The sequence below is a fragment of the Agromyces sp. ISL-38 genome, from assembly GCF_018613935.1.
Lineage (GTDB): Bacteria > Actinomycetota > Actinomycetes > Actinomycetales > Microbacteriaceae > Agromyces.
On the sequence record NZ_JAGGPF010000010.1, the window covers coordinates 280,594 to 306,276 of the forward strand.

Genomic DNA, 25,683 nt, shown 5'->3' on the forward strand with positions numbered 1-25,683 from the left:
CCCCCATGCGGATCGACATCGTCACGATCTTCCCGGAGTTCTTCTCGGTGCTCGACGTGTCGTTGCTCGGGCGCGCCCGGCAGGCCGGCATCCTCCAGGTCGCGACCCACGACCTGCGGGAGCACACCCACGACCGCCATCGCACGGTCGACGACACGCCCTACGGCGGCGGTGCCGGCATGGTGATGAAACCCGAGCCCTGGGGCGAGGCGCTCGACGCGCTCGTCACCGACGAGACCGTGCTCATCGTGCCATCGCCCGCCGGTGAGCCGTTCACGCAACAGCTCGCACGCGAGCTCGCGCACGCGCCGCATCTCGTCTTCGCCTGCGGTCGCTACGAGGGCATCGACCAACGGGTCGTCGACCACTACGCGAGTCGCATCCCGGTTCGCCTGATCAGCCTCGGCGACTACGTGCTGAACGGCGGAGAGGTTGCTGCGATGGCCATGATCGAGGCCGTCGGCCGACTCGTGCCCGGTGTCGTCGGCAACCCCGAGAGCCTTGTCGAGGAGTCGCACGAAGACGGGCTCCTCGAGTATCCGAGCTACACGAAGCCGGCCCTCTGGCGGGGGCTCGAGGTGCCACCCGTACTGCTCTCGGGCAACCACGGCGCCGTCGCCGCCTGGCGGCGCGAGCAGCAGATCGAGCGCACCCGTCGAGTGCGTCCCGAGCTGCTCGACGATCGAGGCTGAACCGGGCCGACCGGCCGTCCCGCCCACGAACGGGTGCATGATTCACGTGCGTGAAACATGCGGGTGTCCGCTCCGAAACACGCCGTCCCTATGTTCGTAACGACGGACGCGGCTCCGTCGATGCGCAACGACGGGAGCGGCGATGAGCGGGTCTGGGCCTGACGAGGGCAACGCGATCGGAGACCCGCCCCTCACGCTCCTCGCCGTGACCCACGGCGAGCCGTCGGCCGACAACCGCTCGGCGATCATCGGCCTCGTCGACGCCGTCGCCGCCGAGGTGCCCGCAGTCGAGATCGGCATCAGCTTCGTCGATGCCCAGAACTCGGATGTCGCCGCAGCACTCGCGCAGCACGCGGGCACGCCGGCCGTGATCGTGCCGCTCGTGCTCTCGGCGGGGTTCCACGTGCGAACCGGCCTCTCACAGGGAATCAACCAGCTTCCGCCCGGGGGCCCCGGACTCGCCGAGCCGCTCGGACCCGACGCGAGGATCGTCGAGGTGCTCGCCGAACGGCTCGAGGCGGTCGGTCTCGGTCCGACCGACGCCATCGTGCTCGCGGCCGCAGGGTCGAACGACCCGCGCGCCGTGCGCGAGTGCTTCGAGACCGGGCGCCTGCTCGGTGCCCGGCTGGGTCGGCCCGTCACGGTCGGGTTCATCGCCGCAGCCATCCCGCGCCTGCCCGACGCGATCGAGATGATCCGCGAGGTGCACCCCGGGTCGCGCGTCATCGTGGCCACCTACCTGCTCGCGCCCGGCGCGTTCAACGATGCCGCGAACGCGGTCGGTGCCGATGCGGTCTCCGAGCCGCTCATGCTTCCGGGCCGTCCGGCGCCCGGTCCGATCGTCGAACTCGTCGTCGACCGGTACCTGGCGGCCGTCGAGCGCCTCGACCGGCACATGTCCTGATTCAGCGTGCGCCGATGCCCGCCGCACGGCTCGTGCCCGTGAGCGGGAGCCGTGCCGACCGGTACCGGTCGATGGCGAGCTCGGCCAGGCGAGGATCGGGTGCGAGCGGCGCCGAGACGAAGTCGGCACCGGCTTCGAGCAGCCGGTCGTGGAAGTATCCAGGGGCGAGCAGATACGACGCGATCACGACGCGACCGCCACTCGTCGCGCGAGCGGCGGCGACGGCGGCCGGAACGCTCGGAGTGGCGCTCGCGCCGTAGCCGATCGTCACGGTGCCGGGCCAGGATGCCCGAAGCAGCGTCGCGAGTCGTTCGACGTCGTCGGCGGCGCGCGGATCGCTCGACCCGGCAGCGGCGAGCACCACGTGGTCTGCCGGCGTGGCACCGGCCTGGACGAGCCGCTCCACGAGGATCTCGGCGAGCACGGGGTGCGGCCCGAGCGAGGCCGCGACGCCGACCTGCGAGGCCGCGCCTCCGGCAGCCCGAGCGATGTCGACGCGCACGTGGTATCCGGTCGACAGGAGGAGCGGCACGATGATCGCGTCGCCATCGGGGTCGAGCAGGGAGACGACCTCGCCGAGGTCGGGACCCTGCACGTCGACGAACGCCTCGTGCACCGAGAGCGCCGGGCGGGAGCGACGTATCCCATCGACGATCGAGCGGATCGCCATGCGCCCGGCGGCGTCGTTCGTTCCATGCGAGCACGCGATGAGGGTGGTCATGAATCGTCCCGACTGGTCACTGCGAGCCGGTAGCCCCGCTTCACGATCGTCTGGATGAGGCCCTTCGCCCCGCTCGCCTCGCGGATCCGCGCGACGGCGACCTCCACGGCATGCACGTCGCTCGTCGCGCCCGGCAGCGAAGCCAGGAGCTGGGAGCGGTTCACGACGTCACCACCCGCGTCGGCGAGGGCGGAGAGCACGGCGTGACCGGTTCGAGTGAGGGGCAGCAGCTCGCCGTCGAGCAGGGCGCCCCCGCACCGCACCTCGAGCACTCCGGCCGCTGTGTCGATCGCCGAGGCTCGGCGCTCGGCGAAGTGCGAGACGACCGAGCGTACGAGCGACCCGAGCCGACCGCGATCGGGCACTCGAGGCGACATCCCCACTTGCTCGAGCGGACCCGCCGTGATCGGGCCGACCGCGGCGATCAGCAGGGTGCCGCGTTCCTCCTGCTCGAGGATGCCGTCGAGCGCGTCTTCGGCGATGGCCGCTTCGATCCATGCGTCGGCGCCCGGAGCGGAGGTGAAGAGCACGGCGTCGTAGGCTCCCTCCGCGGCGCTGCGCACCGAGCGGGCGACGAGCCCGGGATCAGGCGGAGGACCCCAGCGGTAGACGACGAGGCTCGTGACGTCGGCACCTGCGCCGCGGAATGCCTCGTCGAGCCCGTCGGATCCGGAGCCGTGGTGCTGGACGACGACGCGGAGTCCGGAGATGCCCTCGTCGAGCAGGTACGCGCCGAGCTCCGACGACGTCTCGGACTCGGCGACCCAGTCCGCACTGAATCCGGCCTGCTGGATGGCGCCGCGGGCCTTCGGGCCTCGCGCGATGAACCGCGCGCCCGCGAGCGCGGCGTGCAAGTCGTCGAGGAGTCCGGCCGAGTCGGCGGTCTCCATCCAGCCGTGGAAGCCGACGCCGGTGGTCGCGACGACGACGTCGGGAGGGGTGGCGATGACGTGGAGCGTCTGCTCGATGAGGGCTTCGTCGCCGATGTGCGGTTCGATCGTGAGTGCCGGGGCGTGCACGACACGCGCTCCGCGCCGCTCGAGGGCGGCGCCGAGTTCCGCCGACCGGCGATCGGCGGTGATCAGGATGACGCAACCGAGCAAGGGCGTCCCCGGCGTGGCAGGGGGGTTCGTCATCCGGTGCGGCTCCGTGCGGGGTCGGCGAGTCGGGTGAGGAGTCCGGCGGCGGCGACCTCGCCGACCACGATGACGGCCGGCGCCTGCACGCCCGCTGCAGCGGCGGCGGCCGCAACGGTACCGAGGGTCGCCCGGGTGGTGCGCTGCGACGACGTCGTGCCGCTCTCGACGATCGCGACGGGCCGATCATGCGGGGCGCCGGCGGAGACCGCGGCGTCGGCGAAGCCGCCGAGCCGCTCGACGCCCATGAGCACGACCGTCGTCGTCGTGTCGTCGGCGAGTGCCGCAAGGGTCGCCTGCGAGGGGTCGTCGTGACCGTTGACGAGCAGCATCGAGGTTGCGGTGCCTCGGTGGGTGACCGGGATGCCGGCGGCTTGCGGCACGGCGATCGCGCTCGAGATGCCGGGCACGACCTCGACGGCCACTCCGGCATCGAGGCACGCGGCGACCTCTTCGCCGCCGCGGCCGAACACGAACGGGTCGCCGCCCTTCAGCCGCACGACGTGCTGGCCGGCGAGCGCCCGTTCGACGAGGATCCGGTTGATCTCCTGCTGCGGTACCGGATGCCGCCCAGGGGCCTTGCCCACGTCGACGATCTCCACGCCGGGTTCGAGCTCCGCGAGCAACGCGCGAGGTCCGAGGCGGTCGGTGACCACGACATCCGCCTCGGCGAGTGCGCGTCGACCGCGCAGGGTGATGAGGTCGGCGGCACCGGGGCCGCCCCCCACGAGCACGACGCGGCCGGGGCCGCCTATGCGTCGGCGGCGAACGGGCAGTCGTCCTTCGGCGAGGGCGTCGGCCACGGCATCGCGTACCGCGCCGCTGCGCCGGGGGTCGACGCCGCCCTCGGACACGACGCCGACGATGAGGTCGCCCGAGCGGGTCTCCGCCGTCATGCGTGCAGTGCCGTGGTCACCGTGGCCGGCGTTCACGCAGAAGATGCGCGCCTCGTCGGCCCACGCGGAGACCGCGTGGTCGACGGCGGGAACGCCCGTCGCGGTGTGCACGAGCCACGCGTCGGCGAGATCGTCGCGCACGACCGGCCGCGCCGTCCATGCGATGCGACCTTCGTCGACGAGCACCGCGAGTGACGGATCGAGCTCAGGGGCGACGACGACGACCTCCGCGCCCTCGTCGACGAACCGCACGACACGACGTGTCGAGACGGGGCCGCCGCCGACGGCGACCACGCGCCGCCCGGTGACGTCGAGTGCGATGAGCATCAGCGTGGGTCCTTCCGGATGTGCACGATCCCGTGCTCGACCGCGACAGGCCAGGTGCGCAGGTCGTGCCGCTCCTTGCCGAGGGTGTCGAGGCACGTTCCCGTGCGAAGGTCGAAGACCTGCTTGAACATGGGGGAGGCCACCGTCGGGGCGTCTCCGCGACTCCCGACGATGCCGCGCGACATGACGTACGCGCCGCTGTACGGGTCGCGCTGCTGGACGGCGTGGATGCTGCCGTCGTGCAGCAGGAAGAGGGCGAGCTGCTCGCCGTCGATGAGCGCCGCTGCGCCCCGTTCGACCTCGAGCTCGTCGACCCGGCAGACGGGCACCCAGTTGCTCGTGCGGGTCGGCTCCATGATTCGGGCAGTGTCGGCGATGGTCATCGGCGTACCTCCAGGGTGGTTCCGGCGATGAGCACGCCACCGGTCTCGCGCTCGGCGTCGGTCGCCGGCCGGGGCTGCCCGCGCTCTGCGGTGTAGGCGAGTGAGGGGTCGGGCGTCGTCGGCGCGTTGACGAACGAGGCGAAGCGCTTGAGCTTCTCGGGGTCGTCGAGCGTCGCCTTCCACTCGTCTTCGTAGGCGTCGACGTGGAGTGCCATCGCGGCGTCGAGGTCGTCGACGATGCTGAGTGAGTCGTCGATGATGACCGCGCGGAGGGCATCGAGGCCGCCCTCGAGCTCCTCGAGCCACGGGGCGGTCCGCTGGAGGCGGTCGGCGGTGCGGATGTAGTACATCAGGAACCGGTCGATCGTGCGGATCAGGGTCTCGGAGTCGAGTCCCTCGGCGAGCAGTTGCGCGTGCCGCGGCGTGAACCCGCCGTTGCCGCCCACGTACAGGTTCCAGCCCTGTTCGGTCGCGATGACGCCGACGTCCTTCCCGCGGGCCTCTGCGCATTCGCGGGCACATCCCGAGACGCCGAGCTTCAGCTTGTGCGGTGAGCGCAGGCCGCGGTAGCGCAGCTCGAGCTCGACGGCCATGCCGACCGAGTCCTGCACGCCGAAGCGGCACCACGTGGAGCCGACGCACGACTTGACGGTGCGCAGCGACTTGCCGTAGGCGTGGCCCGACTCGAAGCCGGCGTCGACGAGTCGCTGCCAGATGTCGGGGAGCTGCTCGAGGCGCGCGCCGAACAGGTCGATGCGCTGGCCGCCGGTGATCTTCGTGTAGAGGCCGAAGTCCTTTGCGACCTGGCCGATCACGAGGAGCCCCTCGGGCGTGACCTCGCCGCCGGGGATGCGGGGGACCACGGAGTAGCTGCCGTCCTTCTGCAGGTTGGCCATGACGTGGTCGTTCGTGTCCTGAAGCGAGGCGCGACCGCCGTCGAGCACGTGCCCGGCGCCCTGCGATGCGAGGATGCTCGCCACGACGGGCTTGCAGATGTCGCAGCCGCGGCCGGTGCCGAACCGCGAGACGATCTCGCTGAACGTCGTGAGTCCGGCCACGCGCACCTGGTCGAAGAGCTGCGCGCGAGTGGAGGCGAAGTGCTCGCAGAGCGCGCTGCTCAGGGTGACGCCAGCGGCCTCGAGTTCGGCGCCGACGAGGCGCTTGACGAGCGGGAGGCACGAGCCGCACGCGGCGCCGGCCTTCGTGCACGCCTTCACGCCCGCGACATCCGTGCATCCGTCGTCGGTGACCGCGGAGCGGATGCGGCCGGCGCTGACGGCGTTGCAGCTGCAGACGAGCGCCTCGTCGGGCAGCGGACCTGTGGCCGGGCGGGCACCGTCGGTCTCGGGAAGGAGGTAGGCCGACGGATCGCCGCCGAGTTTCGCGCCGATGAGCGGCCGGAGCGAGGCGTATGCCGTGGCATCGCCGACGAGGATGCCGCCGAGCAGGATCGACGCGTCGTCGGAGAGCACGAGCTTCTTGTAGACGCCGGCGACCGGGTCGGCGTAGACGACGTCGAGCGCGCCGGGCGTTTCGCCGAACGCGTCGCCGAAGCTCGCGACGTCGACGCCGCCGAGCTTGAGCTTGGTCGAGAGGTCGTACCCGGGGAACTCGGCTTCGCCGCCGAGCAGGCGGGTCGCGACGACCTCGGCCATCGCATAGCCCGGCGCGACGAGGCCGACGCAGCGGCCCTCCATCGCGGCGACCTCTCCGATCGCGTGGATCGACGGATCCGAGGTGCGGCATCCGGCGTCGACGACGATGCCGCCCCGCTTGTCGACGTTCAGGCCGGAGATCCGTGCGAGCTCGTCACGCGGCCGCACCCCGACCGTGAAGATGACGACGTCGGCCGGGGCGAGGCTGCCGTCGCGGAACTCGAGCTGCGCGACACCCCCGTGAGGGCCCGCGTCGAGCCTCGTGGTGATCGTTCCGGTGCGCACCTCGATACCGCGAGCGCCGATGAGGCGCGCGAGGGCTTCGCCGCCGGCCGCGTCGAGCTGGGCCGACATGAGGCGATCGGACGACTGGATGATGGTGCACTCGACGTCCATGCCCTGCAGCGCGCCTGCGGCCTCGAGGCCGAGGAGCCCGCCACCGACCACGATGCCGCGAACCGGTCGGTCGAGGGCGCCCTGGCGCTCGGCCACCCACGAGGAGAGGGACTCGAGGTCGTCGAGCGTGCGGTAGACGAAGACGCCGGGCAGGTGGAAGCCGTCGACAGCGAGAGATGCTGCGTAGGAGCCGGTTGCAAGCACGAGCTCGTCCCACTCGACGACGGTGCCGCTCGCCGTGCGGAGGCGACGCTCGTCGCGATCGAGCGCCACGACCGCGTCGCCGCGGAGGAAGGTCACGCGCTCGTCGTCGACGAAGTGCTCGCGTGACAGGGTGAGGTCGTCGACGCTCGCCCCGTCGAAGAACGCGGTCAGCCCGACGCGGTCGTAGGGGAGGCGATCCTCCTCGCCGATCACGGTGATCCGCCACCGGCCCTCGGGGTCGCGCGTGCGCACGCTCTCGACGAAGCGGTGGGCGACCATTCCGGCGCCGACCACCACGAGGTGACGCGTGAGCGTGTTGTCCGACATGCCGTCACGGTAGGCGCTCGGCGTTGCGGCGCCGTGGCGGGCGTGTTTCGGGGGTGTGTCGCGGGCCATCGGTGTCTCCTCGTTCCGTCTCAGACGCGGGCGTGCAGGAGGCCGATGGTCATTCGGGCCCCCCGATCACGGACCGAGCTGTGTGACCAAAACGGTACGCAAGCCGTGTTTCCTCGTCGGACGTGAGGTGTTACCCCGATGCAAACCTCTCCGCACTTCGTGCGCGAGAAGATTGTGAGAAGGTGCTCAGCCGCGCGCGGTGAGCACGATCGGCTCGCCTTCGGTGATGGCGATGGTGTGCTCGGAGTGGGCGCCGCGCGAACCATCGGCGCTCTTCAGTGTCCAGCCGTCGGCATCCGTCACGATGCGGTCCGTCGTCTCGAGGAACCACGGTTCGATCGCGATCACGAGCCCCGGCTTCAGCGGAAGGCCGCGACCCGGGCGGCCGTCATTCGGAATATGCGGATCGCCGTGCATCGTGCGGCCGACGCCGTGCCCGCCGAAGTCGGTGTTGATCGAGTAGCCCTCGGCCTTCGCGACGTTCGCGATCGCCCGGGAGATGTCACCGATGCGGTTGCCGGGGCGCGCGGCCGAGATCCCGGCGGCGAGGGCACGCTGGGTCGTGTCGATGAGCCGCAGGTCTTCGGCTCGCGGCGTGCCGACGACCATCGAGAGGGCCGAGTCGGAGACCCATCCGTTCACCGACGCCGCGAAGTCGAGCGTCAGCAGGTCGCCGTCGCGGAGGGTGTAGTCGCGGGGGAGGCCGTGGAGCACCGCCTCGTTCACCGAGGTGCAGATGACCTTGCCGAAGGGGCTGCCGCCGAACGAGGGGTGGTAGTCGATGTAGCAGCTCTCGGCGCCGGCCGCCAAGATCATGTCGTGCGCGAGCGCGTCGAGCTCGAGCAGGTTGACCCCGACCCCGGCGGCTCTCGAGGTCGCCTCGAGCACGCTCGCCACGAAACGGCCCGCGGGCCGCATCTGCTCGACCTCGGCAGGGGTTCTCAGTTCGATCACGCTCGTCCTCTCCGCCTCCATTCTGTCGTCTCCGCCCTGAGTGAACACCCGGCGAGCTCGAAGGTGCCGCCGTTACGCTGGCAGCATGCTGATCCGGCGCGCGTTCTACCGATGGCAGTTCATCGCGGTCGTCGCGCTGCCCGTGTGGCTCGCCGTCGGCTGGGCCGTCTTCGGCGGCGGCGGCTGGGGCACGCTCGGGCTCGTCGTGGTCGTGCCGGTCGGGTTCATCGCCCTCGGCGTCGTCGCGCTCCTCACCTCCCTCCGGCCGACCGTGCGCGAGCAGCGCGCGGCGTCGTGGATGGATCTCGGCATCATCGGCGCGTGGCACGCTGCGATCGTCGCCACGGGCTTCTACGGCGCCACCGCGACGCTCTTCGCGGTGCTCGCGATCCTGCTCGCGATCGCCGCGTTCTGGCTCGCCGTCTGGCAGCTCGTGCACGACGGCGCGCGGCGCGTCCAGGCGTCGATGGCCGAGTTCGAGCGGCTCGCCGCCCAGCAGCAGGACGGCACACGGCGTCCGGATGCCGCGGCCACGCGACGCCCGCCGTTCGACGACGGCGGCGACGACGTCATCATCGTGCGCGAGGTTCGCGACTGACGGTTGCAAATGCTGCAGCGGCATCCGCGGTCCCGCTTTTGCCGGGAAGTATCGTGACATGGCACAATAGAGGATTGTGCCGCCGCAGGTCTCTGCCTCCGGGGAGCTAGCACAGCGCGACCTGGTCGCGCGGGCGGCACCATTCACTTCAATCAATGATCCGCGTTCGACCGGTGGCGGGCGCAGAGAGCGAACCATCATGCACATCCTCGACCAACTCGACGCAGCGAGCCTGAGGTCGGATGTTCCCGACTTCCGGCCCGGTGACACCGTCAAGGTGCACGTGAACATCATCGAAGGCACGCGCAGCCGCGTGCAGGTCTTCCAGGGCGTCGTCATCGGCCGTTCAGGAGAGGGCGTGCGCGAGACCTTCACGGTGCGCAAGGTCAGCTTCCAGGTCGGCGTCGAGCGCAAGTTCCCGGTGCACTCGCCCGTGATCGACCACATCGAGGTCGTCACGCGCGGAGACGTGCGCCGCGCGAAGCTCTACTACCTGCGCAAGCTCCGCGGCAAGAAGGCCAAGATCAAGGAGAAGCGCGACAGCTAGTCGCCGCTTCGCTCGCGGATCGCGAGCGCCTGGCATCGTCACCGAGCTCCCCGCCCCTAGACTGGGTGGGGAGCTCGGGCGGTTAAATGACTGAAGAAATTATCACCTCGCGATCAGATCGCGCGGGCTCGGCATCGGCGCGCAGAAAACGAGGCATCCTCCTCTTCCTGCGCGACCTGCTCGTCATCTTCGTGGTGGCCGTGCTCGTCTCGTTCCTCATCAAGACGTTCCTCATCAGGTCGTTCTTCATCCCATCGCAGTCGATGGAGGAGACCCTCGTGAAAGACGATCGCATCATCGTGAACCAGCTGGTTCCCGAGGTCACGCCGCTCGAGCGCGGCGACGTCGTCGTCTTCAAAGACCCGGGCGGATGGCTCCCGGCCCGCGTCGAGACGCCGCAGCCGCCGCTCGTGGCCGCCGTCGACTGGTTCCTTGCGTTCGTGGGACTCTCGGCGCCCGACTCGAACGACCACCTCGTCAAGCGCGTCATCGGATTGCCCGGCGATCACATCGTGTGCTGCAATGCGCTCGGCCAGATGAGCGTGAACGGCGTGCCGCTCGACGAGCCCTACGTGGCGCTGCCGCCGGGCGAGAGCAAGGTCTCTCGCGACGACTTCGACGTGGTCGTACGCGACGATTCGCTGTGGGTCATGGGCGACAACCGCTACAACTCGAAGGACTCCCGATACAACACGCAGACGCCGCTCGAGGGGTTCGTGCCCATCGACAACGTCGTCGGCCGCGCCTTCGTGGTGAGTTGGCCCATCGATCACTGGATGTGGCTTGACAACTACCCGCAGGTGTTCGATGGTGTCGATAAGGGAACGGGCTGACATGGTTCCACCACCGGTCGCGGTGCCGACATTGCGGGCGGAGCGCGAGATCTTCGCCGGAGGTGCTTCGGTGCTGCTCGCGTGCGACGAGGTCGGCAGGGGAGCGCTCGCAGGCCCCGTCACGGTCGGGCTCGTGCTCATCGATGCGAGCGTTCGCCGCATGCCGGCGGGCCTGCGCGACTCCAAGCTCCTGAGTGAGCCGCGGCGTGAGGAGATGGCACCGAAGGCGGCCGCATGGGTTCGTGCGTCGGCGGTCGGCGACGCCTCGGCCATGGAGATCGACGAACTGGGCATCATGGCGTGCCTCGGCCTGGCCGGAGCTCGCGCCTTCGCCGCGCTCGCACTCGCGCTCGGCGACGAGGTGACCGATGCGCCGCTCCTGCTCGATGGCAACCACGACTGGCTGAGCATCGCCATCGAGCACCGCGCCCGTGTGGTCACGCGGATCAAGGCCGACCGTGATTGCGCGTCGGTGGCTGCGGCATCCGTCATCGCCAAGGTGCATCGCGATCGTGGCATGCGCCGCGCGCACGACGACGTGCCCGTCTACAGCTGGGACGAGAACAAGGGTTACGCGAGCCGTGCCCACTTCGCCGCGATCGACGAGCACGGACCCAACGAGCTGCACCGCTCGACCTGGCTGCACGATCGCTCGGCATCGGCGCCGGCGCTCTTCGACCTCGGCGTAGGATGAGTCACGATGGATGAAGACGAGTTCGAAGACTACGACCGCGAAGTCGAGTTGGCCCTGTATCGGGAGTACCGCGACATCGTGTCGCAGTTCCAGTACGTGGTCGAGACCGAGCGACGCTTCTATCTCGCGAACGAGGTCGAACTCGTGCGCCGTGATACCGAGCACGATTTCTATTTCGAGCTCACCATGAAAGACGTGTGGGTGTGGGACGTCTACCGCGCCGACCGCTTCGTGAAGTCGGTGCGCGTGCTCACGTTCAAAGACGTCAACGTCGAAGAGCTCGCGACCCGGGAGTTCGAACTCCCGAAGGAGCTCGCGCTCGACGAGTAGCACTCGTCCTCGACAGCGTTGCTCACTGCTCGGCCTTCGCTGCTGAGGGCCGCTTCTGCCGGCCGGACCCCACCACCGCGCGACGCTGGTCGCGGAGGTGGTGCGGATGGCGCACAATGCGGAACTCGGTCGACGCGGTGAACAGCTTGCGGTCGATCATCTGGTCGGCCGCGGCATGGCGGTGCTCGATCGCAATTGGCGGTGCCGGCTCGGCGAGATCGACATCGTGGCGCGCGACGGGCGCGACACGGTGTTCGTCGAGGTGAAGACCCGCACGACGAGCGACTTCGGGCACCCGTTCGAGGCCATCACACCGCTGAAGCTCGCGCGCATGCGCCGGCTCGCGATCGCCTGGTGCGAGGCCACGGACGCCGCGGTGTCGCGAATCCGCATCGACGCCGTCGCCGTGCTCGCCCCCACCGAGGCGCCGGCCCTCATCGAGCACCTCGAGGGGATCAGCTGATGCCCGTCGCCCGCACCCGCTCGGTCGCCCTGCTGGGGCTCGCCGGCTCGATCGTCGAAGTCGAGGCCGACCTCTCGTCGCAATTGCCCGCGTTCGTCATCATCGGCCTGCCCGACGCCGCGCTCGCCGAGGCCCGTGAGCGAGTGCGCTCAGCTGCCGTGAATGCCGGATGCCCCTTGCCGCAGCGCCGTCTCACGGTGAACCTCTCACCCGCGGCCCTCCCGAAGCACGGCTCCGGCTTCGACCTCGCGATCGCGATCGCGTGCCTCGCGGCCGCGGGCGAGATCGCACGCGAATCGGTCGACCGTGTCGTTCATCTCGGTGAGCTGGGGCTCGACGGCCGGCTGCGACCGATCGACGGCATCCTCCCCGCGGTGCTTGCGGCATCGCGCGCGGGTCACGACACCGTCATGGTGCCCGCGGGCAACGCCGCCGAGGCGTCCCTCGTGCCCGGGGTGACGGTGATCGGGGTCGCCTCGCTCCTCCAGGCCGCCATCTGGCACGGCGGCGCCTATGAGGCGCGCGACGTCGAGGCAGTCCCCTCGACGGATCGCGCCGACGTGCCCGATGCGGTGCCCGGCGATCTTGCCGACGTGGCCGGCAACGAGGAGGCGGTGGCGGCGCTCCTCGTGGCGGCTGCCGGTGGCCATCACATGTTCCTCCTCGGTCCGCCCGGAGCGGGCAAGACGATGCTGGCGTCCCGGCTGCCCGGAATCCTGCCCGATCTCGACGCCGACGCGGCGCTCGAGGTCGCCTCGCTCCGCTCGCTCGCCGGTGGGCGACTCGTGAACGGACTGTCGCTCCGTCCGCCGTTCGAGGCTCCGCATCACACGGCGACGGCAGCGGCGATGGTGGGCGGCGGCAGCCGGCTCATCCGTCCGGGTGCCGCGGCGCGAGCGACCCACGGCGTGCTGTTCCTCGATGAGGCTCCCGAGTTTCCGGGATCGGTGCTCGACGTGCTCCGCCAGCCGCTCGAATCGGGCAGCGTCAGCATCCATCGCGCGACTGCCGTCGCCTCGTTCCCTGCACGGTTCCAGCTTGTGCTCGCCGCGAACCCGTGCCCGTGCGGCGGCTATGACTCGCCGGGCAGCGAATGCACCTGTCCGCCGTCGATGAGGCGACGCTACCTCGGCCGCATCTCGGGGCCGCTCCTCGATCGCATCGACGTGCAGCTGAAGGTGCCGCGGGTCACCGCGGCCGGACTCCGCATGATGGGCGACCGCGCCGGCACCACGAGCGATGAGGCCCGTGCCCGTGTCATCGAAGCCCGCCGAGCGGCATCCGAACGACTGGTCGGCACCCCTTGGCGCACGAACGCCGAGATGCCGGGCCCGTGGCTGCGCGGCGCGGGCGGCTTGCATCCCGGCGGCAAGGCGACCGCGGCCCTCGATCGCGCACTCGAACGCGGCGGCGTCACCATGCGCGGCTACGACCGGGTGCTGAAGGTCGCATGGACCATCGCCGACCTCGACGGCACGATGCGCCCCGGCGCCGACCAGGTGGGTCGTGCGTTCTATCTCAGGAAGGGAATCCCCGCATGAGCATCGTGAAGCGCTCGGTGTCACGACTGGCCGCCGAGCTCTCCGCCGTACGTCGTGACGACGACGGTGCAGCGCTCGAGGCGTTCGCCCGCGCGCTCCTCGGCTCGGTGGCAGAGCCCGGCGACGGGCTGCTCGGACGCGTCGTCGCTGCGCTCGGCCCGGTCGAGAGCGCCGAGCTGCTCCTCGAGTCCGCGCCGGCCGAGCGGATCGCCGGTCGTGTCACGGAGGTCGGCGAGTCGCTCGATCAACGCGAGGCGGCCGCGGGCCTCGAACGGTGGCTGCCGCGCATAGAGCATGCGGCGTTCGTGCGCTCGCTCGCCCAGGCGGCGCGCGTCGACGCGCGCCTGCTGATCCCTGGCGACCCCGAGTGGCCGGCGGGCGTCGACGAGCTGGGGGTTCACGCGCCGCTCCTGCTGTGGATTCGCGGCCGCGCCGACGCCCTGAACCACGGCCGGCCGTCCATCGCCCTCGTCGGGGCGCGCGCCGCCACGGGCTACGGCGAGCATGTGGCGATGGAGGCATCCGCCGGGCTCGTCGATCGCGGGTTCACCATCGTGTCGGGCGGCGCCTACGGCATCGACGGGATGGCGCACCGCTCGGCGCTCGCGAGCGATGGCGTCACGGTCGCCTTCCTCGCCGGCGGTGTCGACCGCTTCTATCCGATGGGCCATGAGGCGCTGCTCTCACGCATTGCCGCGACCGGCGCGGTCGTCTCCGAGCTCGGGTGCGGTGCTGCTCCGACGAAGTGGCGCTTCCTCCAGCGCAATCGACTCATCGCGGCTGCGAGCGAGGCGACGGTCGTACTCGAGGCCGGGATGCGGTCAGGGTCGCTCAACACCGCCGGTCACGCGGCAGCGCTCGGCCGCCCCCTCGGTGCCGTGCCCGGGCCGGTCACGAGTCCGGCATCGGGCGGATGTCACCGCCTCCTCCGTGAGTACGACGCCGTGTGCGTGGTCGACGCCGGGCAGATGGCCGAACTCGTCGGCGACCACCGATCGGGCATGCGCCCGAGTGCCGGCGACGGCGACGGCGCCGGCGCGCCCTACATCGCCGCTGCGTCGCCCAACGCCGTGCGCGTCATCGACGCGCTCAGCGTGCGGAGCCCGCGCTCGCTCGACGAGGTTGCGAAGAGGTGCGGCATGGCGGCGACGGCGGTCATGAGCGTGCTCGGCGCCCTCGAGGCGGAGGGCGTGGCCGTGCGTCATTCCGAGGGCTGGCGGCGGAGCCGCGCGACGTGAGGGGGCCACCATCCGCACGACACGACGATGCCGCCGAGCGGCGTGACGGGGTGGGCGCGCGGCGTGATGGGGTCGCCGCGCGGCGTGACGGCACCCGTCGGAGGCTCGGCTTAGGCTGACCCTGAAGGGGGTCGGCATGCAGTATCCGAAGCTCGGGAGGTATCCCGCAGCGCGTCAGGTGATCGCCCATGTGAGCGACACGCACTTGCTCGAAGGCGGTGCGCCGCTCGGTGGGGTCGCCGACACCGTGCTCGCGCTGGAGCAGACGGTGTCGCAGTTGCGTCGACTCGGCGACGCCCTCGACGCGATCGTCGTGACCGGCGATGTCGCCGATCTCGGGGAGCCCGACGCCTACCGCATCGCCCGCGAGATCCTCGCACCTCTCGCGAGCTCGGCAGGTGCCGAGCTCTGCTGGGTGATGGGCAATCACGACGAGCGCGGCACGTTCCGACGCGACCTCCTCGGCGAGGCGCCGAGCGATTCCCCGGTCAATCGCATCACCGACGTGTCGGGGCTCCGCGTGATCGCGATCGACACGACCGTGCCGGGATACCATCACGGCCTGCTCGACGAATCGACGATCTCCTGGCTCGATGCGGCTCTTTCAGATCCCGCGCCACTTGGCACCGTACTCGCGATGCACCATGCTCCGATCGCCACGCCCCTCGCCCTCATGGACCTGCTCGAGCTGCGCGGGCAGGACGAACTCGCCGAGGTGATCGGCGGCCGTGATGTGCGGCTCATCCTCGGCGGTCACCTTCACTACGCCACCAACGGCATGTTCGCCGGCATCCCGGTGTCGGTCGCCGGGGCAACCGCATACACGATGGACCTCTCCGCGCCGACCCGCGAGCTCGCCGGCATCGACGGCGGCCGCTCGTTCACGCTCGTGCACCTCTTCGAGGACAACTTCACCACGTCGATCGTGCCGATCGGTGCGTTTCCCATGGTCACGAACTTCAGCGCCGAGTTCCTCGCCGAGATCGAGGCGCTCTCGCCCGAGGCCAGGCTCGAGCGCTTCTCACGAAAGCCCACCGGCGTCGCATGACCGGCGATCGCGCGCGGGGTGCCCGAGCCCCAGCACAGTGCGGGTCGAGTCAGTGCAGGCCGAAGCCATGAACCTCGACACCCTGCTCGACGACTACCTCGCGCACGTGCGCACTGAACGCGGGTACTCCGAGCACACTGTCGCGGCATACCGCGGCGATCTCATCGAGCTCGTCGCGTTCGCGGGGGAGCGGGGCGCCGTTGACGCCGCCGCGATCGATCTCGCGCTCCTCCGCGACTGGCTCTGGGCGGCGACGGAGCGCGGGCTCGCACGAGCGAGCATCGCGCGGCGCGCGGCATCCGCCCGGGGATTCACCGCGTGGCTCTTGCGTCGCGGCCTCATCGCGGCCGATCCCGGGCTTCGTCTCAGGGCGCCGCGCGCGCAGCGCACCCTTCCGAGGGTGGTCACGCAGCAGGCACTCGCCGACGCGCTCGCCGCACTCGAGCGCGCCGCCTCGACCGACGATCCCATAGCGGTGCGCGACAGTGCCATCGTCGAACTGCTCTACGCCTCGGCGCTTCGCGTCTCCGAGCTCGTCGGACTCGATCGCTCGGCGATCGATCGTCGACGCCGAACGGTCCTGGTCGTCGGCAAGGGCTCGAAGGAACGTGTCGTGCCCTACGGCGCCCCTGCGGCTCGAGCGCTCGACCACTATCTCGACCAAGCGCGACCCGCCATCCTGGCCGCGGCCGCGGCGGCTCAGACCGGGCGTGGCGCGCTCGCCGTGACCGATGCGGTGTTCCTCGGCGCGCGGGGCGCTCGGATGGGCGTCAGGAGCGTCTACCGTGTCGTCACCGAGGTGCTCTCATCGATCCCGGGCACCGGTCCGAGCGGACCGCATGCCTTCCGTCACAGCGCCGCGACGCACCTCCTCGATGGCGGCGCCGACCTGCGGGCGGTGCAGGAGTTCCTCGGTCACGCGAGCCTCGGCACGACCCAGATCTACACCCACGTCTCGGCCGAACGGCTGAAGCAGAGCTATCGCACGGCGCACCCGCGGGCCTGACGCTTACAACGTGGGCAGCAGCACCGCTCGCGGCAGGCCGCCGAGGAACAGGAACGGCGAGACGTACTCGCCGTGCACCCGCACGCCGAAGTGCACGCATTCCGACGCACAGTGTCCGCCCGAGGCGACCGTGCCGATCGAATCGCCTGCCGTCACGGAAGTGCCGGCCCCGACGAGAGCCTCCACGGGCTCGATTGCGCTCACGACGCCGTCGCCGTGATCGATCGCGACGACCCCTCGTCCGGCGACCGTGCCGGCGAAACTGACGGTGCCGGCTGCCGGGGCAGTGACGACGGCACCTGCAGCCGCTTCAAGATCGATGCCGCGGTGGCCGGCCGCGTAGGGCGTCGGCGGCGCGCGGAACGGGGACACGACCCGGATCGGCGGCGGAACCGGCCACGTCCACGTCTGGGGATGGTCGACGTGCGGCGATGAGGCTTCAGCCATCGCGCCCGTGCGGAGACCGAGTGCCTCCGCGGCAGGCGGCGTGATGGCGATGAAGGCGGCAAGCGTGCCGACGATGAGGGCGGATGCCGCGACGAGCGACAACACCGTGCTTGAACGGGTGCTGCGGGAAGGCGGCGCGGAGGGGAAATCGGTCATGTTCCGATGCTCGATCGGCGCGGAGGCATCCGTCGCGGAGGAATCGAACCGGTGGCGATCCGACCGCCGCTCGCGGTTGGGGAGGACGAGTGCCGATGATAGAGTGTCGAGAGCACCTCGGTCCTCCGGGGTGACTACGCGTGCCATTTCGGCCGACGACTCCACTCAGTCCCCTCTTCGGAGCGGGCGGAGCCGTGCCGGGCACCAGGGCTCTCGGCCGCCGGCCGGAGCGACAACTGAGAACAAAGGAGTACGGCTCATGGCCGTCGTCACCATCCGCCAGCTGCTCGACAGCGGCGTTCACTTCGGGCACCAGACCCGCCGTTGGAACCCGAAGATGAAGCGATTCATCTTCACTGAGCGTTCCGGCATCTACATCATCGACCTGCAGCAGTCGCTCGGCTACATCGACAAGGCCTACGACTTCGTCAAGGACACGGTCGCCCACGGCGGCACGATCCTCTTCGTCGGCACCAAGAAGCAGGCCCAGGAGTCCATCGCCGAGCAGGCGACCCGCGTCGGCCAGCCCTTCGTCAACCAGCGTTGGCTCGGCGGTCTCCTCACGAACTTCACCACGGTCTCCAAGCGCCTCGCGCGCATGAAGGAGCTCGAGGAGCTCGACTTCGAAGGCACCACGAGCGGGTTCACCAAGAAGGAACTCCTCATCAAGAAGCGCGAGCTCGACAAGCTGCACAAGTCGCTCGGCGGCATCCGCAACCTGTCGAAGACGCCGTCGGCCCTCTGGGTGGTCGACACCAAGAAGGAGCACCTCGCGATCGACGAGGCCAAGAAGCTCGGCATCCCCGTCATCGGCATCCTCGACACGAACTGCGACCCCGACGAGGTGCAGTACCCGATTCCGGGCAACGACGATGCGATCCGTTCCGTGAGCCTGCTCACCCGCATCATCGCCGACGCTGCGGCCGAGGGCCTCATCGAGCGTCACCAGAAGCCCGAAGCCGAGGGCAACGTCTCGGCCGTCGAGCCGCTCGCCGAGTGGGAGGCGGAGCTCCTCCAGGCTCAGACCCCCGAGCAGTCCTCGCCCGAGACCGCCAAGGTCGACGCCGCAACCGCTGAGGCCGAAGAGGTCTCCGAGGTCGTCGAGGCGGTTTCCGCAGAAGCCACCGACGAAGCCGCCACCGAGTCGGCTGCCGACGCCGAAGCGGCTGAGGCCGCTGCACCCGAGGCCGCTGAGGCTGAGTCCGATGCACCCGAGGCCGCTGAGGCTGAGGCCGCTGCACCCGAGGCCGCTGAGGCCGCCGCCGAGTCCAAGTAAGACCACGAGCCAGGAGACATCCGAATATGGCCAATTTCACTCTCGAAGACGTCAAGAGCCTGCGCGAGCGCCTCGGCACCGGCATGGTCGACACGAAGAACGCACTCGTGGAGGCCGACGGTGACATCGAGAAGGCGGTCGAGGTTCTTCGCCTGAAGGGCGCGAAGGGCAATGCCAAGCGCGCCGACCGCTCCACCGCCGAGGGCCTTGTGGCCGCCGTCGACAACGGCGACGGCACCGCGACCCTGATCGAGCTCGCGTGCGAGACGGACTTCGTCGCCAAGGGCGACAAGTTCGTCGGCCTGGCCGACCGCGTGCTCGCGGCCGTCGCCGCGTCCCGTGCCGACTCGGTCGAGGCGGCACTCGCCGCTCCGGCCGACGGCAAGACCGTCGCTGACGTGATCAACGAAGAGGCGGCGATTCTCGGCGAGAAGGTCGAGCTTCGTCGCGTCCGCCTCGTCAAGGGCGAGCACTTCTCGATCTACCTGCACAAGACGTCGAAGGACCTGCCCCCGCAGGTCGGCGTGGTGCTCGGATTCGCCGGTGACGACGCGGAGACCGCGCGCAGCGTCGCCCAGCACATCTCGTTCGCGAACCCCGAGTACCTCGCACGCGAAGACGTTCCGTCCGACGCGGTCGAGAAGGAGCGCTCGATCGTCGAGCAGATCTCTCGCGAAGAGGGCAAGCCCGAGGCTGCGCTCCCGAAGATCATCGAGGGCCGTCTCGGCGCCTACTTCAAGCAGGTCGCACTGCTCGAGCAGGACTACGCCAAGGACAACAAGCTCTCGGTCAGCAAGGTCGTCAAGGATGCAGGCCTCACGGTGAGCGACTTCGCTCGCTTCAAGGTCGGCGCGTAAGTGCCACAGGGGAGTCCGGATCGCACGCAGCGATCCGGACTCCTTTGCTGTCTGCGGCGCAGATGCTCGTGAGCGATCCGTGAGACGGCGCCACCCGGCACTGCGCCGGAGCGCATGAACCAGTAGTTTTGACAGGGGAAGGAACGGTCGGGCATGACTGAACACAAGCGCAGGGTGATGCTGAAGCTCTCGGGCGAGGCCTTCGGCGGCGGGTCGCTCGGTGTCAATCCCGACGTGGTCGGTGCGCTGGCACGGGAGATCGCGGATGCCGCGCGCACCGTCGAGGTCGCGATCGTCGTCGGCGGCGGCAACTTCTTCCGGGGCGCAGAGCTCTCGCAGCGCGGAATGGACCGGGGCCGCGCCGACTACATGGGCATGCTCGGCACTGTCATGAACGCGCTCGCGCTGCAGGACTTCCTCGAGCAGGCCGGCGCTGAGACGCGCGTGCAGTCCGCGATCGCCATGACGCAGGTCGCTGAGCCCTACATCCCGCGCCGCGCCGAACGGCATCTCGAGAAGGGCCGGGTCGTCATCTTCGGCGCCGGCGCAGGCCTGCCCTACTTCTCCACCGACACCGTGGCAGCCCAGCGCGCCCTCGAGATCGGCGCCGAAGTCGTGCTCGTCGCGAAGAACGGCGTCGACGGCGTCTACTCGGATGACCCCCGCACCAACCCCGACGCCCACAAGATCGACCGCATCAGCTACCAGGAGGCGCTGCAGCGCGGCCTCAAGGTCGTCGACTCGACCGCGTTCAGCCTCTGCATGGACAACGGCATGCCGATGCAGGTTTTCGGTATGGAGCCGGGCGGAAACGTCACCGCGGCGATCCTCGGCGCCGAGCTCGGCACGGTCGTGAGCAACGGCGTACACGCGTCGACTCGATAGACTGTTCCGAGTAGCGAACCAGAAGGAGTTCCCGTGATCGCGGATGTACTTTCCGATGCCACCGCACGTATGAAGAAGGCCGTCGAAGTTGCCAAAGACGACTTCGGCTCCGTGCGCACCGGGCGGGCGAATCCCCAGCTCTTCCAGAAGATCATGGTGAGCTACTACGGCACGCCGACGCCGCTCGCACAGCTCGCGTCGTTGCAGAACCCCGAGGCCCGAACGCTCCTCGTCACGCCCTACGACAAGGGAGCGCTCCGCGACATCGAGCAGGCTATCCGCGACACCCCGAACCTCGGCGCCAACCCGTCGAACGACGGCAACATCATCCGCGTGACGCTGCCTGAGCTGACCGAGGAGCGCCGCAAGGAGTACGTCAAGATCGTGCGCGGAAAGGCCGAAGACGCCAAGGTGTCGGTTCGCAACATCCGCCGCAAGGCGAAAGACGACCTCGACTCCCTGAAGGGCGAGGTCGGCGACGACGAGGTGTCGCGCGCCGAGAAGGAGCTCGAGCAGCTCACGAAGTCCAACGTCGACTCGATCGACGACGCGCTGAAGCGCAAGGAAGCCGAACTCCTCGAGGTCTGAGGGAAGATCATGTCGGGCGTCCCAGAAGAGGATCAGTCGGACGCCGGGGGGCATGAGCGGACCTCGCGTGACGAGTTTCGAGCGCAGGTGCACGCCAGGAAGGCCGATCTCGAGCGCCAGTTCGAAGCGTCGAAGGCGCAGTTCGACCACGCACAAGAGAAGATCAACGCCCGCACCGGTCGCAACCTGATCCTCGCCGTGATCATCGGCCTTGCATTCGGCGGTGCGCTGCTGCTCAGCCTGCTCGTGATCAAAGAGCTCTTCATGGTCTTCGCGGTCGTGATCGCCGGCTTCGCGAGCTACGAACTGGCGCAGGCGCTGCGCAAGGGCGGCTTCCTGGTTCCCCGGATCCCGACGGTCATCGCCGCCGTCGTCGCGGTCCCGATCGCCTACTACGGGGGAGCGGGCGGCCAGGTGCTCGCGGTGCTCGGCGGCATCGTCGTCGTGACCATCTGGCGGCTCGTCGAACAGGCGCTTCCCGCCTTCAGGTCGACCACACGCCGCGCACTCGTGCGCGATGTCGCCGCCGGCACGTTCGTGCAGGGCTATGTGACGTTCCTCGCGACATTCACCGTCGTGCTTACCGCGGCCGAGGGTGGCCAATGGTGGACGCTTGCGTTCATCGTCACCGCGGTCGCAGCCGACACCGGAGCGTATGCCTTCGGGCTCATGTTCGGCAAGCACCCCATGGCGCCCGTGATCAGCCCGAAGAAGACGTGGGAGGGCTTCGCGGGTGGCGCCGCGACGAGTCTCATCGCCGGAGTGCTCCTCTCGACGCTCATGCTCGGCAACACGTGGTGGTTCGGCCTCATCTTCGGCGCGGCGATCTTCTTGACTGCGACCCTCGGAGACCTGGTCGAGTCGCTCGTCAAGCGCGACATCGGCATCAAGGACATGAGCTCGTGGCTGCCCGGTCACGGCGGATTCCTCGACCGGCTCGACTCCATCCTGCCGTCGGCAGCAGTCGCGTTCGTGGCCTTCCGGATCTTCGGTTGATCGTCGGCGATAATGGTGCGGTGAACTCCACCTTCCCTCGCACACGCAAGCCGCGCCTCGGGTATGACACGACCGAGGTCGAGGAGTTCCTCCAGGTCGCGCGCCGCGCCTACGATGGCTCGGCGCGAGCGGATGACCCGCCGTTGACCTCGGAGCGAATCCGGCTCACTGCGTTCGCAATGCAGAAGGGCGGCTATTCCACCGCACACGTCGACGCAGCCCTCGAACGCCTGGAAGACGCGTTCGCGGCTCAGGAGCGGCAGGTCGCGGCTCGGCTGCATGGCAACGAGGCATGGCTCCGCGAGGCCCGAACGACGGCGCAGGTCGTCTCCAACCGGCTCGCACGCCCGCAGGGCCAGCGTTTCGATCGGGTGAACCCACTGGTGCTCGGCTACAACACGCGTGAGGTCGATCGGTTCGCCGACAAGCTCACGCGATACTTCCGTGACGGATGGCCCATCTCGCTCGAAGACGTGCGCACGGTGGTGTTCAAGACGCAGCGCGGCGGTTACCGCGAGTCGCAGGTCGACCTCGTGCTCGATGCGGTCGTCGACGTGATGCTCGCCGTTCGATGACTTCCCGCGAATCGGTTCGACCTGTCGGCGCGCCCTCCGATACACTCGACGAATTGTGGCTAGGCATGCTGGGAGTGACGAGATAGGCGAGGCGCGGCGCCCGCCGACATCGGGCACTCGAAAGCAGGGCGGAGTCAAGCAGGCCGCGTCGGTCACCTTCGCGTTCCTCGCCTCGGTGAGCTTTCTGCTCGTGAACGTCGTCGACCCGTACTCGGGCGCGACCGCATCGCCGGATTTCAACCGCGGCGATCGCTTCGGCGGCGAACAGCCGCAGACCGTCGAGGTCGGCGACGAGCACTCGATCGCGATCGACCAAGAGGGATACGTCGTCGAGAAGAAGCCCGAGGTGAAGATCGCGCCCGCCAGCAGCGGCTGGGCTCCGCCCGCCGTGACGCCAGATCCGGGCTCCGCGCAGGCCTATGCAGCAGGGGCCGTCGCGGCGCGAGGCTGGGGGTCGTCGGAGTTCGACTGCCTCGTGGCGCTCTGGAGCAAGGAGTCGGGCTGGCGCGTGAATGCCTACAACGCCTCGAGTGGCGCCTACGGCATCCCGCAGGCACTTCCGGGCTCGAAGATGGCCACCGCCGGCGCCGACTGGGAGACCAACGCCGCGACGCAGATCGAGTGGGGCCTCGGGTACATCACCGGGCGCTACGGCACGCCGTGCGGCGCGTGGGCGCACTCGACCGACGTCGGCTGGTACTGAGACCCGCCTGGTGCCCTCGCCCGCACAACGCACGCACGGAGCCCGCCTAGACTGGAACCATGGTGCGCGCGAACCGATCCCGGGGCCGCGCGGCACGTGCGCGTGAGGGCCATCCCGAGCTCGACGTCGAGCGGCTCACGACGGGCTGGCGCCGCACCGAGGTGCGTGGCGGACGTGAATGGAACGTGCAGCCCGTTTCCGAGGCGCAAGCCGTGAAGGCGTATCTCTGCCCGGGATGCGGGCTCGAGGTCGCACCGGGCGTTGCGCATCTCGTGGCCTGGCGCGGCGACGGGGTGCTCGGCGATGCGGCCGATCTCGCGGCTCGCCGGCATTGGCACATCCACTGTTGGAGGATCGAAAGCCCGTGAGCGACAACGAAGCACCCGTCGAGATCCGCGCGGGCGTCGAACTTCCCGCCACTCGCGAAGAGATCGAGTTGCACACGAGCGACGGGCTCACCCTCGTCGGCGAACTCGCGACCCCTGAACAGCGGGCGCCCGTCGCCACGCTCGTGACGCTGCATCCGCTGCCCACGGCGGGCGGCTTCATGGACTCGCACATCCTGCGCAAGGCGGCAGCGCGCCTCCCGGCGCTCGCCGATCTCGCAGTGCTTCGCTTCAACACACGTGGCACCACCTCGCCGCGTGGCACGAGCGAAGGCGAATTCGGCGACGGCGTCAAGGAGCGAGCGGATGTCGCAGCGGCGATGTCGTTCGTCGAGGAGCGCGGCCTGCCGCATCCGTGGCTCCTGGGCTGGTCGTTCGGTACCGAGCTCGTGCTGAAGTACGGACTCGAGCACCGCATCGACGGTGCCATCCTGCTCTCGCCCCCGCTCCACCGCACGAGCGATGCAGAGCTGCACAAGTGGAACGACGCCTCAACGCCGCTCGTCGCGCTGATTCCCGAGCACGACGACTACCTGCGACCCGCCGAGGCGGCGGAGCGATTCGCCGCCTTGCCCAAGATCCGGCGCATCGACGTGGCAGGAGGCCGGCACCTCTGGGTGGGCGAGGCGCAGACGCGCAGGGTGCTCGATGAGATCGTCGCGACGGTGAATCCTGCGGCATCGCCGCTGCCGACGACCTGGCCGGTCACGACCGGATGACATCCGGTCGGCCCGACGCCACGGCAGCGCGTATGGGCGAAGCTGCCGGCCGTGGGATTCGGGTCACCGCTCGTTCTGCAGCGGCACCACGACTTGCTTGATGATGAGCAGGATCGACGCGGCGACGGGGATGGCGATGAGCGCGCCGAGGATGCCGAGCAGCGAACCGCCGGCGAGCGCCGCGATTACGACGATCGCTCCCGGCACCTTCACCGCACGGTTCATGATGCGAGGGCTCAGCACGTAAGCCTCGACCTGCATGTAGACCAGGTAGTAGATCGCGGCCACGAGGGCGGTGAGCGGTGAACCGAGCCCCGGGATGAGGCTGACGAGCACGATGATGATCGAACCCGTCAGCGTGCCGACCAGCGGGATGAGCGACAGCAGGAAGGCGATGAACGCGAGCACGGCCGGGAACGGGGCTCGGATGATCGACAGGAAGATGAAGCTCAAGACGCCGTTGACGGCGGCGAGCGAGACCTGCCCGAGCACGTAGCGGCCGACCGATTGGGTGATCTGCTCGGTGAGATCGGCGAACCTCGCGCGGTTGGATGCCGGAACGAGCTGGTAGGTCGCGCGCTTCATCGTGTTGAGCGACGCCGCGAAGTACAGCATGAGGATGAAGACGACGATGACGGCGAACACGCCGGTGCCGATGGCGACGGCCACCTGCAGCCCCACACCGGCGAGCTCGCTCAACTTGTCGGGGTTCGTGAAGAAGTCGGTGAGTCCGCTCGTGACCTGCCCGTTGATCTCGTCGATCGGGACCTGCGGGAACTGCTCTTTGAGCGCCTCGATCCAGTCTTCCGAGTTCACGCGGTCGACGATCCGGGGCAACTCGTCGACGAGCTGGCTGACCTGGTCGACGATGATCGGCACGACCGCGAGCACGAGCGCTGCGACGAGGAGGCCGACCCCGCTCATGACGATGATGATCGCCGCCCAACGAGGAAGCCCTCGGCGCTCGAGCCAGCTCATCGCCGGATCGAGGCCGAGGGCCAGGAAAAGTGCCGCGCCGATATAGGTGATGATCGTCGACAGCGTCGCGAGCGACGTGAGGATGAGCAGGCCGAGGCCGACCCCGAGCGTTCCGACGAGACCGATGCGGAACGCGTTCTGAATCTTCACCGAGC

29 protein-coding genes are annotated in these 25,683 nt (G+C 69.6%); 21 read left to right on the top strand and 8 right to left on the bottom strand.

The genetic code is table 11. The features are described from left to right. Nucleotides 1-5: 5 nt before the first annotated feature. Together trmD and J7E25_RS11520 are read left to right on the top strand one after the other, a co-directional pair. Nucleotides 6-692, top strand: a complete 687-nt coding sequence (trmD, locus tag J7E25_RS11515) for a tRNA (guanosine(37)-N1)-methyltransferase TrmD (protein ID WP_214870278.1) — start codon at nucleotides 6-8, stop codon at nucleotides 690-692. A 142-nt stretch (nucleotides 693-834) separates the two neighbouring features. Further along, complete coding sequence (locus tag J7E25_RS11520; protein ID WP_214870279.1) at nucleotides 835-1,596, top strand: sirohydrochlorin chelatase; 762 nt, start codon at nucleotides 835-837, stop codon at nucleotides 1,594-1,596. 1 nt (nucleotide 1,597) lies between these two features. Here the strand turns inward: J7E25_RS11520 and J7E25_RS11525 are convergent, their stop codons facing one another. The 6 genes from J7E25_RS11525 to map all read right to left on the bottom strand — a co-directional run bounded on the left by J7E25_RS11525 (nucleotide 1,598) and on the right by map (nucleotide 8,664). Further along, complete coding sequence (locus tag J7E25_RS11525) at nucleotides 1,598-2,317, bottom strand: sirohydrochlorin chelatase (RefSeq protein WP_214870280.1); 720 nt, start codon at nucleotides 2,315-2,317, stop codon at nucleotides 1,598-1,600. Then, nucleotides 2,314-3,453: a uroporphyrinogen-III synthase gene (locus J7E25_RS11530; RefSeq protein ID WP_214870281.1), complete on the bottom strand. Its 1,140-nt coding sequence runs from the start codon at nucleotides 3,451-3,453 to the stop codon at nucleotides 2,314-2,316. The genes J7E25_RS11525 and J7E25_RS11530 overlap by 4 nt, the downstream gene beginning before the upstream one ends. After that, the gene (gene cobA, locus J7E25_RS11535) at nucleotides 3,450-4,676 is read right to left on the bottom strand and encodes a uroporphyrinogen-III C-methyltransferase (protein ID WP_214870282.1); all 1,227 of its coding nucleotides are present in this window, start codon (nucleotides 4,674-4,676) and stop codon (nucleotides 3,450-3,452) included. The genes J7E25_RS11530 and cobA overlap by 4 nt, the downstream gene beginning before the upstream one ends. After that, nucleotides 4,676-5,059 (bottom strand): nitrite reductase small subunit NirD, encoded by a 384-nt coding sequence (gene nirD / locus J7E25_RS11540; RefSeq protein WP_214870283.1) that lies wholly within the window; start codon nucleotides 5,057-5,059, stop codon nucleotides 4,676-4,678. Before nirD ends, cobA begins: the two co-directional genes overlap by 1 nt. Next, a complete protein-coding gene (gene nirB, locus J7E25_RS11545; RefSeq protein ID WP_214870613.1) occupies nucleotides 5,056-7,641 on the bottom strand; it encodes a nitrite reductase large subunit NirB in 2,586 nt (861 codons plus the stop codon). The genes nirD and nirB overlap by 4 nt, the downstream gene beginning before the upstream one ends. Nucleotides 7,642-7,896: 255 nt before the next feature. Beyond that, nucleotides 7,897-8,664 carry a type I methionyl aminopeptidase gene (gene map, locus J7E25_RS11550; protein WP_214870284.1) on the bottom strand — a complete coding sequence of 256 codons (768 nt, stop codon included), beginning with the start codon at nucleotides 8,662-8,664 and terminating at the stop codon, nucleotides 7,897-7,899. An 85-nt stretch (nucleotides 8,665-8,749) separates the two neighbouring features. Here map and J7E25_RS11555 point away from each other — a divergent pair, with 85 nt between their 5' ends. The 10 genes from J7E25_RS11555 to J7E25_RS11600 all read left to right on the top strand — a co-directional run bounded on the left by J7E25_RS11555 (nucleotide 8,750) and on the right by J7E25_RS11600 (nucleotide 16,962). Then, on the top strand, nucleotides 8,750-9,262 hold the full coding sequence (locus J7E25_RS11555; RefSeq protein ID WP_214870285.1) for a hypothetical protein: 513 nt from the start codon (nucleotides 8,750-8,752) through the stop codon (nucleotides 9,260-9,262). Between the two features lie 199 nt (nucleotides 9,263-9,461). Then, complete coding sequence (gene rplS, locus J7E25_RS11560) at nucleotides 9,462-9,809, top strand: 50S ribosomal protein L19 (protein ID WP_214870286.1); 348 nt, start codon at nucleotides 9,462-9,464, stop codon at nucleotides 9,807-9,809. 86 nt (nucleotides 9,810-9,895) lie between these two features. Then, complete coding sequence (gene lepB / locus J7E25_RS11565; RefSeq protein ID WP_214870287.1) at nucleotides 9,896-10,642, top strand: signal peptidase I; 747 nt, start codon at nucleotides 9,896-9,898, stop codon at nucleotides 10,640-10,642. A gap of 1 nt (nucleotide 10,643) precedes the next feature. Beyond that, complete coding sequence (locus J7E25_RS11570; protein WP_214870288.1) at nucleotides 10,644-11,336, top strand: ribonuclease HII; 693 nt, start codon at nucleotides 10,644-10,646, stop codon at nucleotides 11,334-11,336. Nucleotides 11,337-11,342: 6 nt separating this feature from the next. Further along, complete coding sequence (locus J7E25_RS11575; protein ID WP_129522552.1) at nucleotides 11,343-11,666, top strand: DUF2469 family protein; 324 nt, start codon at nucleotides 11,343-11,345, stop codon at nucleotides 11,664-11,666. A 106-nt stretch (nucleotides 11,667-11,772) separates the two neighbouring features. After that, on the top strand, nucleotides 11,773-12,129 hold the full coding sequence (locus J7E25_RS11580) for a YraN family protein (RefSeq protein ID WP_214870289.1): 357 nt from the start codon (nucleotides 11,773-11,775) through the stop codon (nucleotides 12,127-12,129). Beyond that, entirely contained in the window at nucleotides 12,129-13,670 is a 1,542-nt protein-coding gene (locus J7E25_RS11585; RefSeq protein ID WP_214870290.1) for a YifB family Mg chelatase-like AAA ATPase, read from the top strand. The genes J7E25_RS11580 and J7E25_RS11585 overlap by 1 nt, the downstream gene beginning before the upstream one ends. Beyond that, nucleotides 13,667-14,908, top strand: coding sequence for a DNA-processing protein DprA (gene dprA, locus J7E25_RS11590; RefSeq protein ID WP_214870291.1), 1,242 nt, complete (start codon nucleotides 13,667-13,669; stop codon nucleotides 14,906-14,908). Before J7E25_RS11585 ends, dprA begins: the two co-directional genes overlap by 4 nt. Before the next feature lie 136 nt (nucleotides 14,909-15,044). Further along, a complete protein-coding gene (locus J7E25_RS11595; protein WP_214870292.1) occupies nucleotides 15,045-15,956 on the top strand; it encodes a phosphodiesterase in 912 nt (303 codons plus the stop codon). Between the two features lie 67 nt (nucleotides 15,957-16,023). After that, entirely contained in the window at nucleotides 16,024-16,962 is a 939-nt protein-coding gene (locus J7E25_RS11600) for a tyrosine recombinase XerC (protein ID WP_214870293.1), read from the top strand. Nucleotides 16,963-16,965: 3 nt separating this feature from the next. Here J7E25_RS11600 and J7E25_RS11605 read toward each other — a convergent pair whose 3' ends face one another. Beyond that, complete coding sequence (locus J7E25_RS11605; protein ID WP_214870294.1) at nucleotides 16,966-17,565, bottom strand: M23 family metallopeptidase; 600 nt, start codon at nucleotides 17,563-17,565, stop codon at nucleotides 16,966-16,968. A gap of 259 nt (nucleotides 17,566-17,824) precedes the next feature. On the opposite strand from J7E25_RS11605, the gene rpsB reads away from it, so the two are divergent. The 9 genes from rpsB to J7E25_RS11650 all read left to right on the top strand — a co-directional run bounded on the left by rpsB (nucleotide 17,825) and on the right by J7E25_RS11650 (nucleotide 24,550). Beyond that, nucleotides 17,825-18,841 (top strand): 30S ribosomal protein S2, encoded by a 1,017-nt coding sequence (rpsB, locus tag J7E25_RS11610; protein ID WP_214870295.1) that lies wholly within the window; start codon nucleotides 17,825-17,827, stop codon nucleotides 18,839-18,841. A 26-nt stretch (nucleotides 18,842-18,867) separates the two neighbouring features. After that, on the top strand, nucleotides 18,868-19,698 hold the full coding sequence (gene tsf, locus J7E25_RS11615) for a translation elongation factor Ts (RefSeq protein ID WP_214870296.1): 831 nt from the start codon (nucleotides 18,868-18,870) through the stop codon (nucleotides 19,696-19,698). 153 nt (nucleotides 19,699-19,851) lie between these two features. After that, nucleotides 19,852-20,583, top strand: coding sequence for a UMP kinase (gene pyrH, locus J7E25_RS11620; RefSeq protein WP_214870297.1), 732 nt, complete (start codon nucleotides 19,852-19,854; stop codon nucleotides 20,581-20,583). A gap of 33 nt (nucleotides 20,584-20,616) precedes the next feature. After that, nucleotides 20,617-21,171 (top strand): ribosome recycling factor, encoded by a 555-nt coding sequence (frr, locus tag J7E25_RS11625; protein ID WP_214870298.1) that lies wholly within the window; start codon nucleotides 20,617-20,619, stop codon nucleotides 21,169-21,171. A gap of 87 nt (nucleotides 21,172-21,258) precedes the next feature. Beyond that, on the top strand, nucleotides 21,259-22,167 hold the full coding sequence (locus J7E25_RS11630) for a phosphatidate cytidylyltransferase (protein ID WP_215005016.1): 909 nt from the start codon (nucleotides 21,259-21,261) through the stop codon (nucleotides 22,165-22,167). Nucleotides 22,168-22,187: 20 nt separating this feature from the next. Continuing rightward, nucleotides 22,188-22,742 (top strand): DivIVA domain-containing protein, encoded by a 555-nt coding sequence (locus tag J7E25_RS11635; RefSeq protein ID WP_214870300.1) that lies wholly within the window; start codon nucleotides 22,188-22,190, stop codon nucleotides 22,740-22,742. Nucleotides 22,743-22,797: 55 nt separating this feature from the next. Further along, complete coding sequence (locus J7E25_RS11640; protein ID WP_251006661.1) at nucleotides 22,798-23,445, top strand: hypothetical protein; 648 nt, start codon at nucleotides 22,798-22,800, stop codon at nucleotides 23,443-23,445. Between the two features lie 59 nt (nucleotides 23,446-23,504). After that, a complete protein-coding gene (locus tag J7E25_RS11645) occupies nucleotides 23,505-23,813 on the top strand; it encodes a hypothetical protein (RefSeq protein ID WP_214870301.1) in 309 nt (102 codons plus the stop codon). Next, on the top strand, nucleotides 23,810-24,550 hold the full coding sequence (locus tag J7E25_RS11650) for an alpha/beta hydrolase (RefSeq protein ID WP_214870302.1): 741 nt from the start codon (nucleotides 23,810-23,812) through the stop codon (nucleotides 24,548-24,550). The genes J7E25_RS11645 and J7E25_RS11650 overlap by 4 nt, the downstream gene beginning before the upstream one ends. Nucleotides 24,551-24,613: 63 nt before the next feature. Here the strand turns inward: J7E25_RS11650 and J7E25_RS11655 are convergent, their stop codons facing one another. Continuing rightward, nucleotides 24,614-25,678 (bottom strand): AI-2E family transporter, encoded by a 1,065-nt coding sequence (locus J7E25_RS11655; protein WP_214870303.1) that lies wholly within the window; start codon nucleotides 25,676-25,678, stop codon nucleotides 24,614-24,616. Nucleotides 25,679-25,683: the final 5 nt, after the last annotated feature.

Excerpts from the sequence above, each read along its gene's own strand:
- trmD (WP_214870278.1), top strand. The coding sequence starts at position 6 with ATGCGGATCGACATCGTCACGATCTTCCCGGAGTTCTTCTCGGTGCTC.
- J7E25_RS11520 (WP_214870279.1), top strand. The coding sequence starts at position 835 with ATGAGCGGGTCTGGGCCTGACGAGGGCAACGCGATCGGAGACCCGCCC.
- J7E25_RS11525 (WP_214870280.1), bottom strand. The coding sequence starts at position 2,317 with ATGACCACCCTCATCGCGTGCTCGCATGGAACGAACGACGCCGCCGGG.
- J7E25_RS11530 (WP_214870281.1), bottom strand. The coding sequence starts at position 3,453 with ATGACGAACCCCCCTGCCACGCCGGGGACGCCCTTGCTCGGTTGCGTC.
- cobA (WP_214870282.1), bottom strand. The coding sequence starts at position 4,676 with ATGCTCATCGCACTCGACGTCACCGGGCGGCGCGTGGTCGCCGTCGGC.
- nirD (WP_214870283.1), bottom strand. The coding sequence starts at position 5,059 with ATGACCATCGCCGACACTGCCCGAATCATGGAGCCGACCCGCACGAGC.
- nirB (WP_214870613.1), bottom strand. The coding sequence starts at position 7,641 with ATGTCGGACAACACGCTCACGCGTCACCTCGTGGTGGTCGGCGCCGGA.
- J7E25_RS11555 (WP_214870285.1), top strand. The coding sequence starts at position 8,750 with ATGCTGATCCGGCGCGCGTTCTACCGATGGCAGTTCATCGCGGTCGTC.
- rplS (WP_214870286.1), top strand. The coding sequence starts at position 9,462 with ATGCACATCCTCGACCAACTCGACGCAGCGAGCCTGAGGTCGGATGTT.
- lepB (WP_214870287.1), top strand. The coding sequence starts at position 9,896 with ATGACTGAAGAAATTATCACCTCGCGATCAGATCGCGCGGGCTCGGCA.
- J7E25_RS11570 (WP_214870288.1), top strand. The coding sequence starts at position 10,644 with ATGGTTCCACCACCGGTCGCGGTGCCGACATTGCGGGCGGAGCGCGAG.
- J7E25_RS11575 (WP_129522552.1), top strand. The coding sequence starts at position 11,343 with ATGGATGAAGACGAGTTCGAAGACTACGACCGCGAAGTCGAGTTGGCC.
- J7E25_RS11580 (WP_214870289.1), top strand. The coding sequence starts at position 11,773 with ATGGCGCACAATGCGGAACTCGGTCGACGCGGTGAACAGCTTGCGGTC.
- J7E25_RS11585 (WP_214870290.1), top strand. The coding sequence starts at position 12,129 with ATGCCCGTCGCCCGCACCCGCTCGGTCGCCCTGCTGGGGCTCGCCGGC.
- dprA (WP_214870291.1), top strand. The coding sequence starts at position 13,667 with ATGAGCATCGTGAAGCGCTCGGTGTCACGACTGGCCGCCGAGCTCTCC.
- J7E25_RS11595 (WP_214870292.1), top strand. The coding sequence starts at position 15,045 with ATGCAGTATCCGAAGCTCGGGAGGTATCCCGCAGCGCGTCAGGTGATC.
- J7E25_RS11600 (WP_214870293.1), top strand. The coding sequence starts at position 16,024 with ATGAACCTCGACACCCTGCTCGACGACTACCTCGCGCACGTGCGCACT.
- J7E25_RS11605 (WP_214870294.1), bottom strand. The coding sequence starts at position 17,565 with ATGACCGATTTCCCCTCCGCGCCGCCTTCCCGCAGCACCCGTTCAAGC.
- rpsB (WP_214870295.1), top strand. The coding sequence starts at position 17,825 with ATGGCCGTCGTCACCATCCGCCAGCTGCTCGACAGCGGCGTTCACTTC.
- tsf (WP_214870296.1), top strand. The coding sequence starts at position 18,868 with ATGGCCAATTTCACTCTCGAAGACGTCAAGAGCCTGCGCGAGCGCCTC.
- pyrH (WP_214870297.1), top strand. The coding sequence starts at position 19,852 with ATGACTGAACACAAGCGCAGGGTGATGCTGAAGCTCTCGGGCGAGGCC.
- J7E25_RS11645 (WP_214870301.1), top strand. The coding sequence starts at position 23,505 with ATGGTGCGCGCGAACCGATCCCGGGGCCGCGCGGCACGTGCGCGTGAG.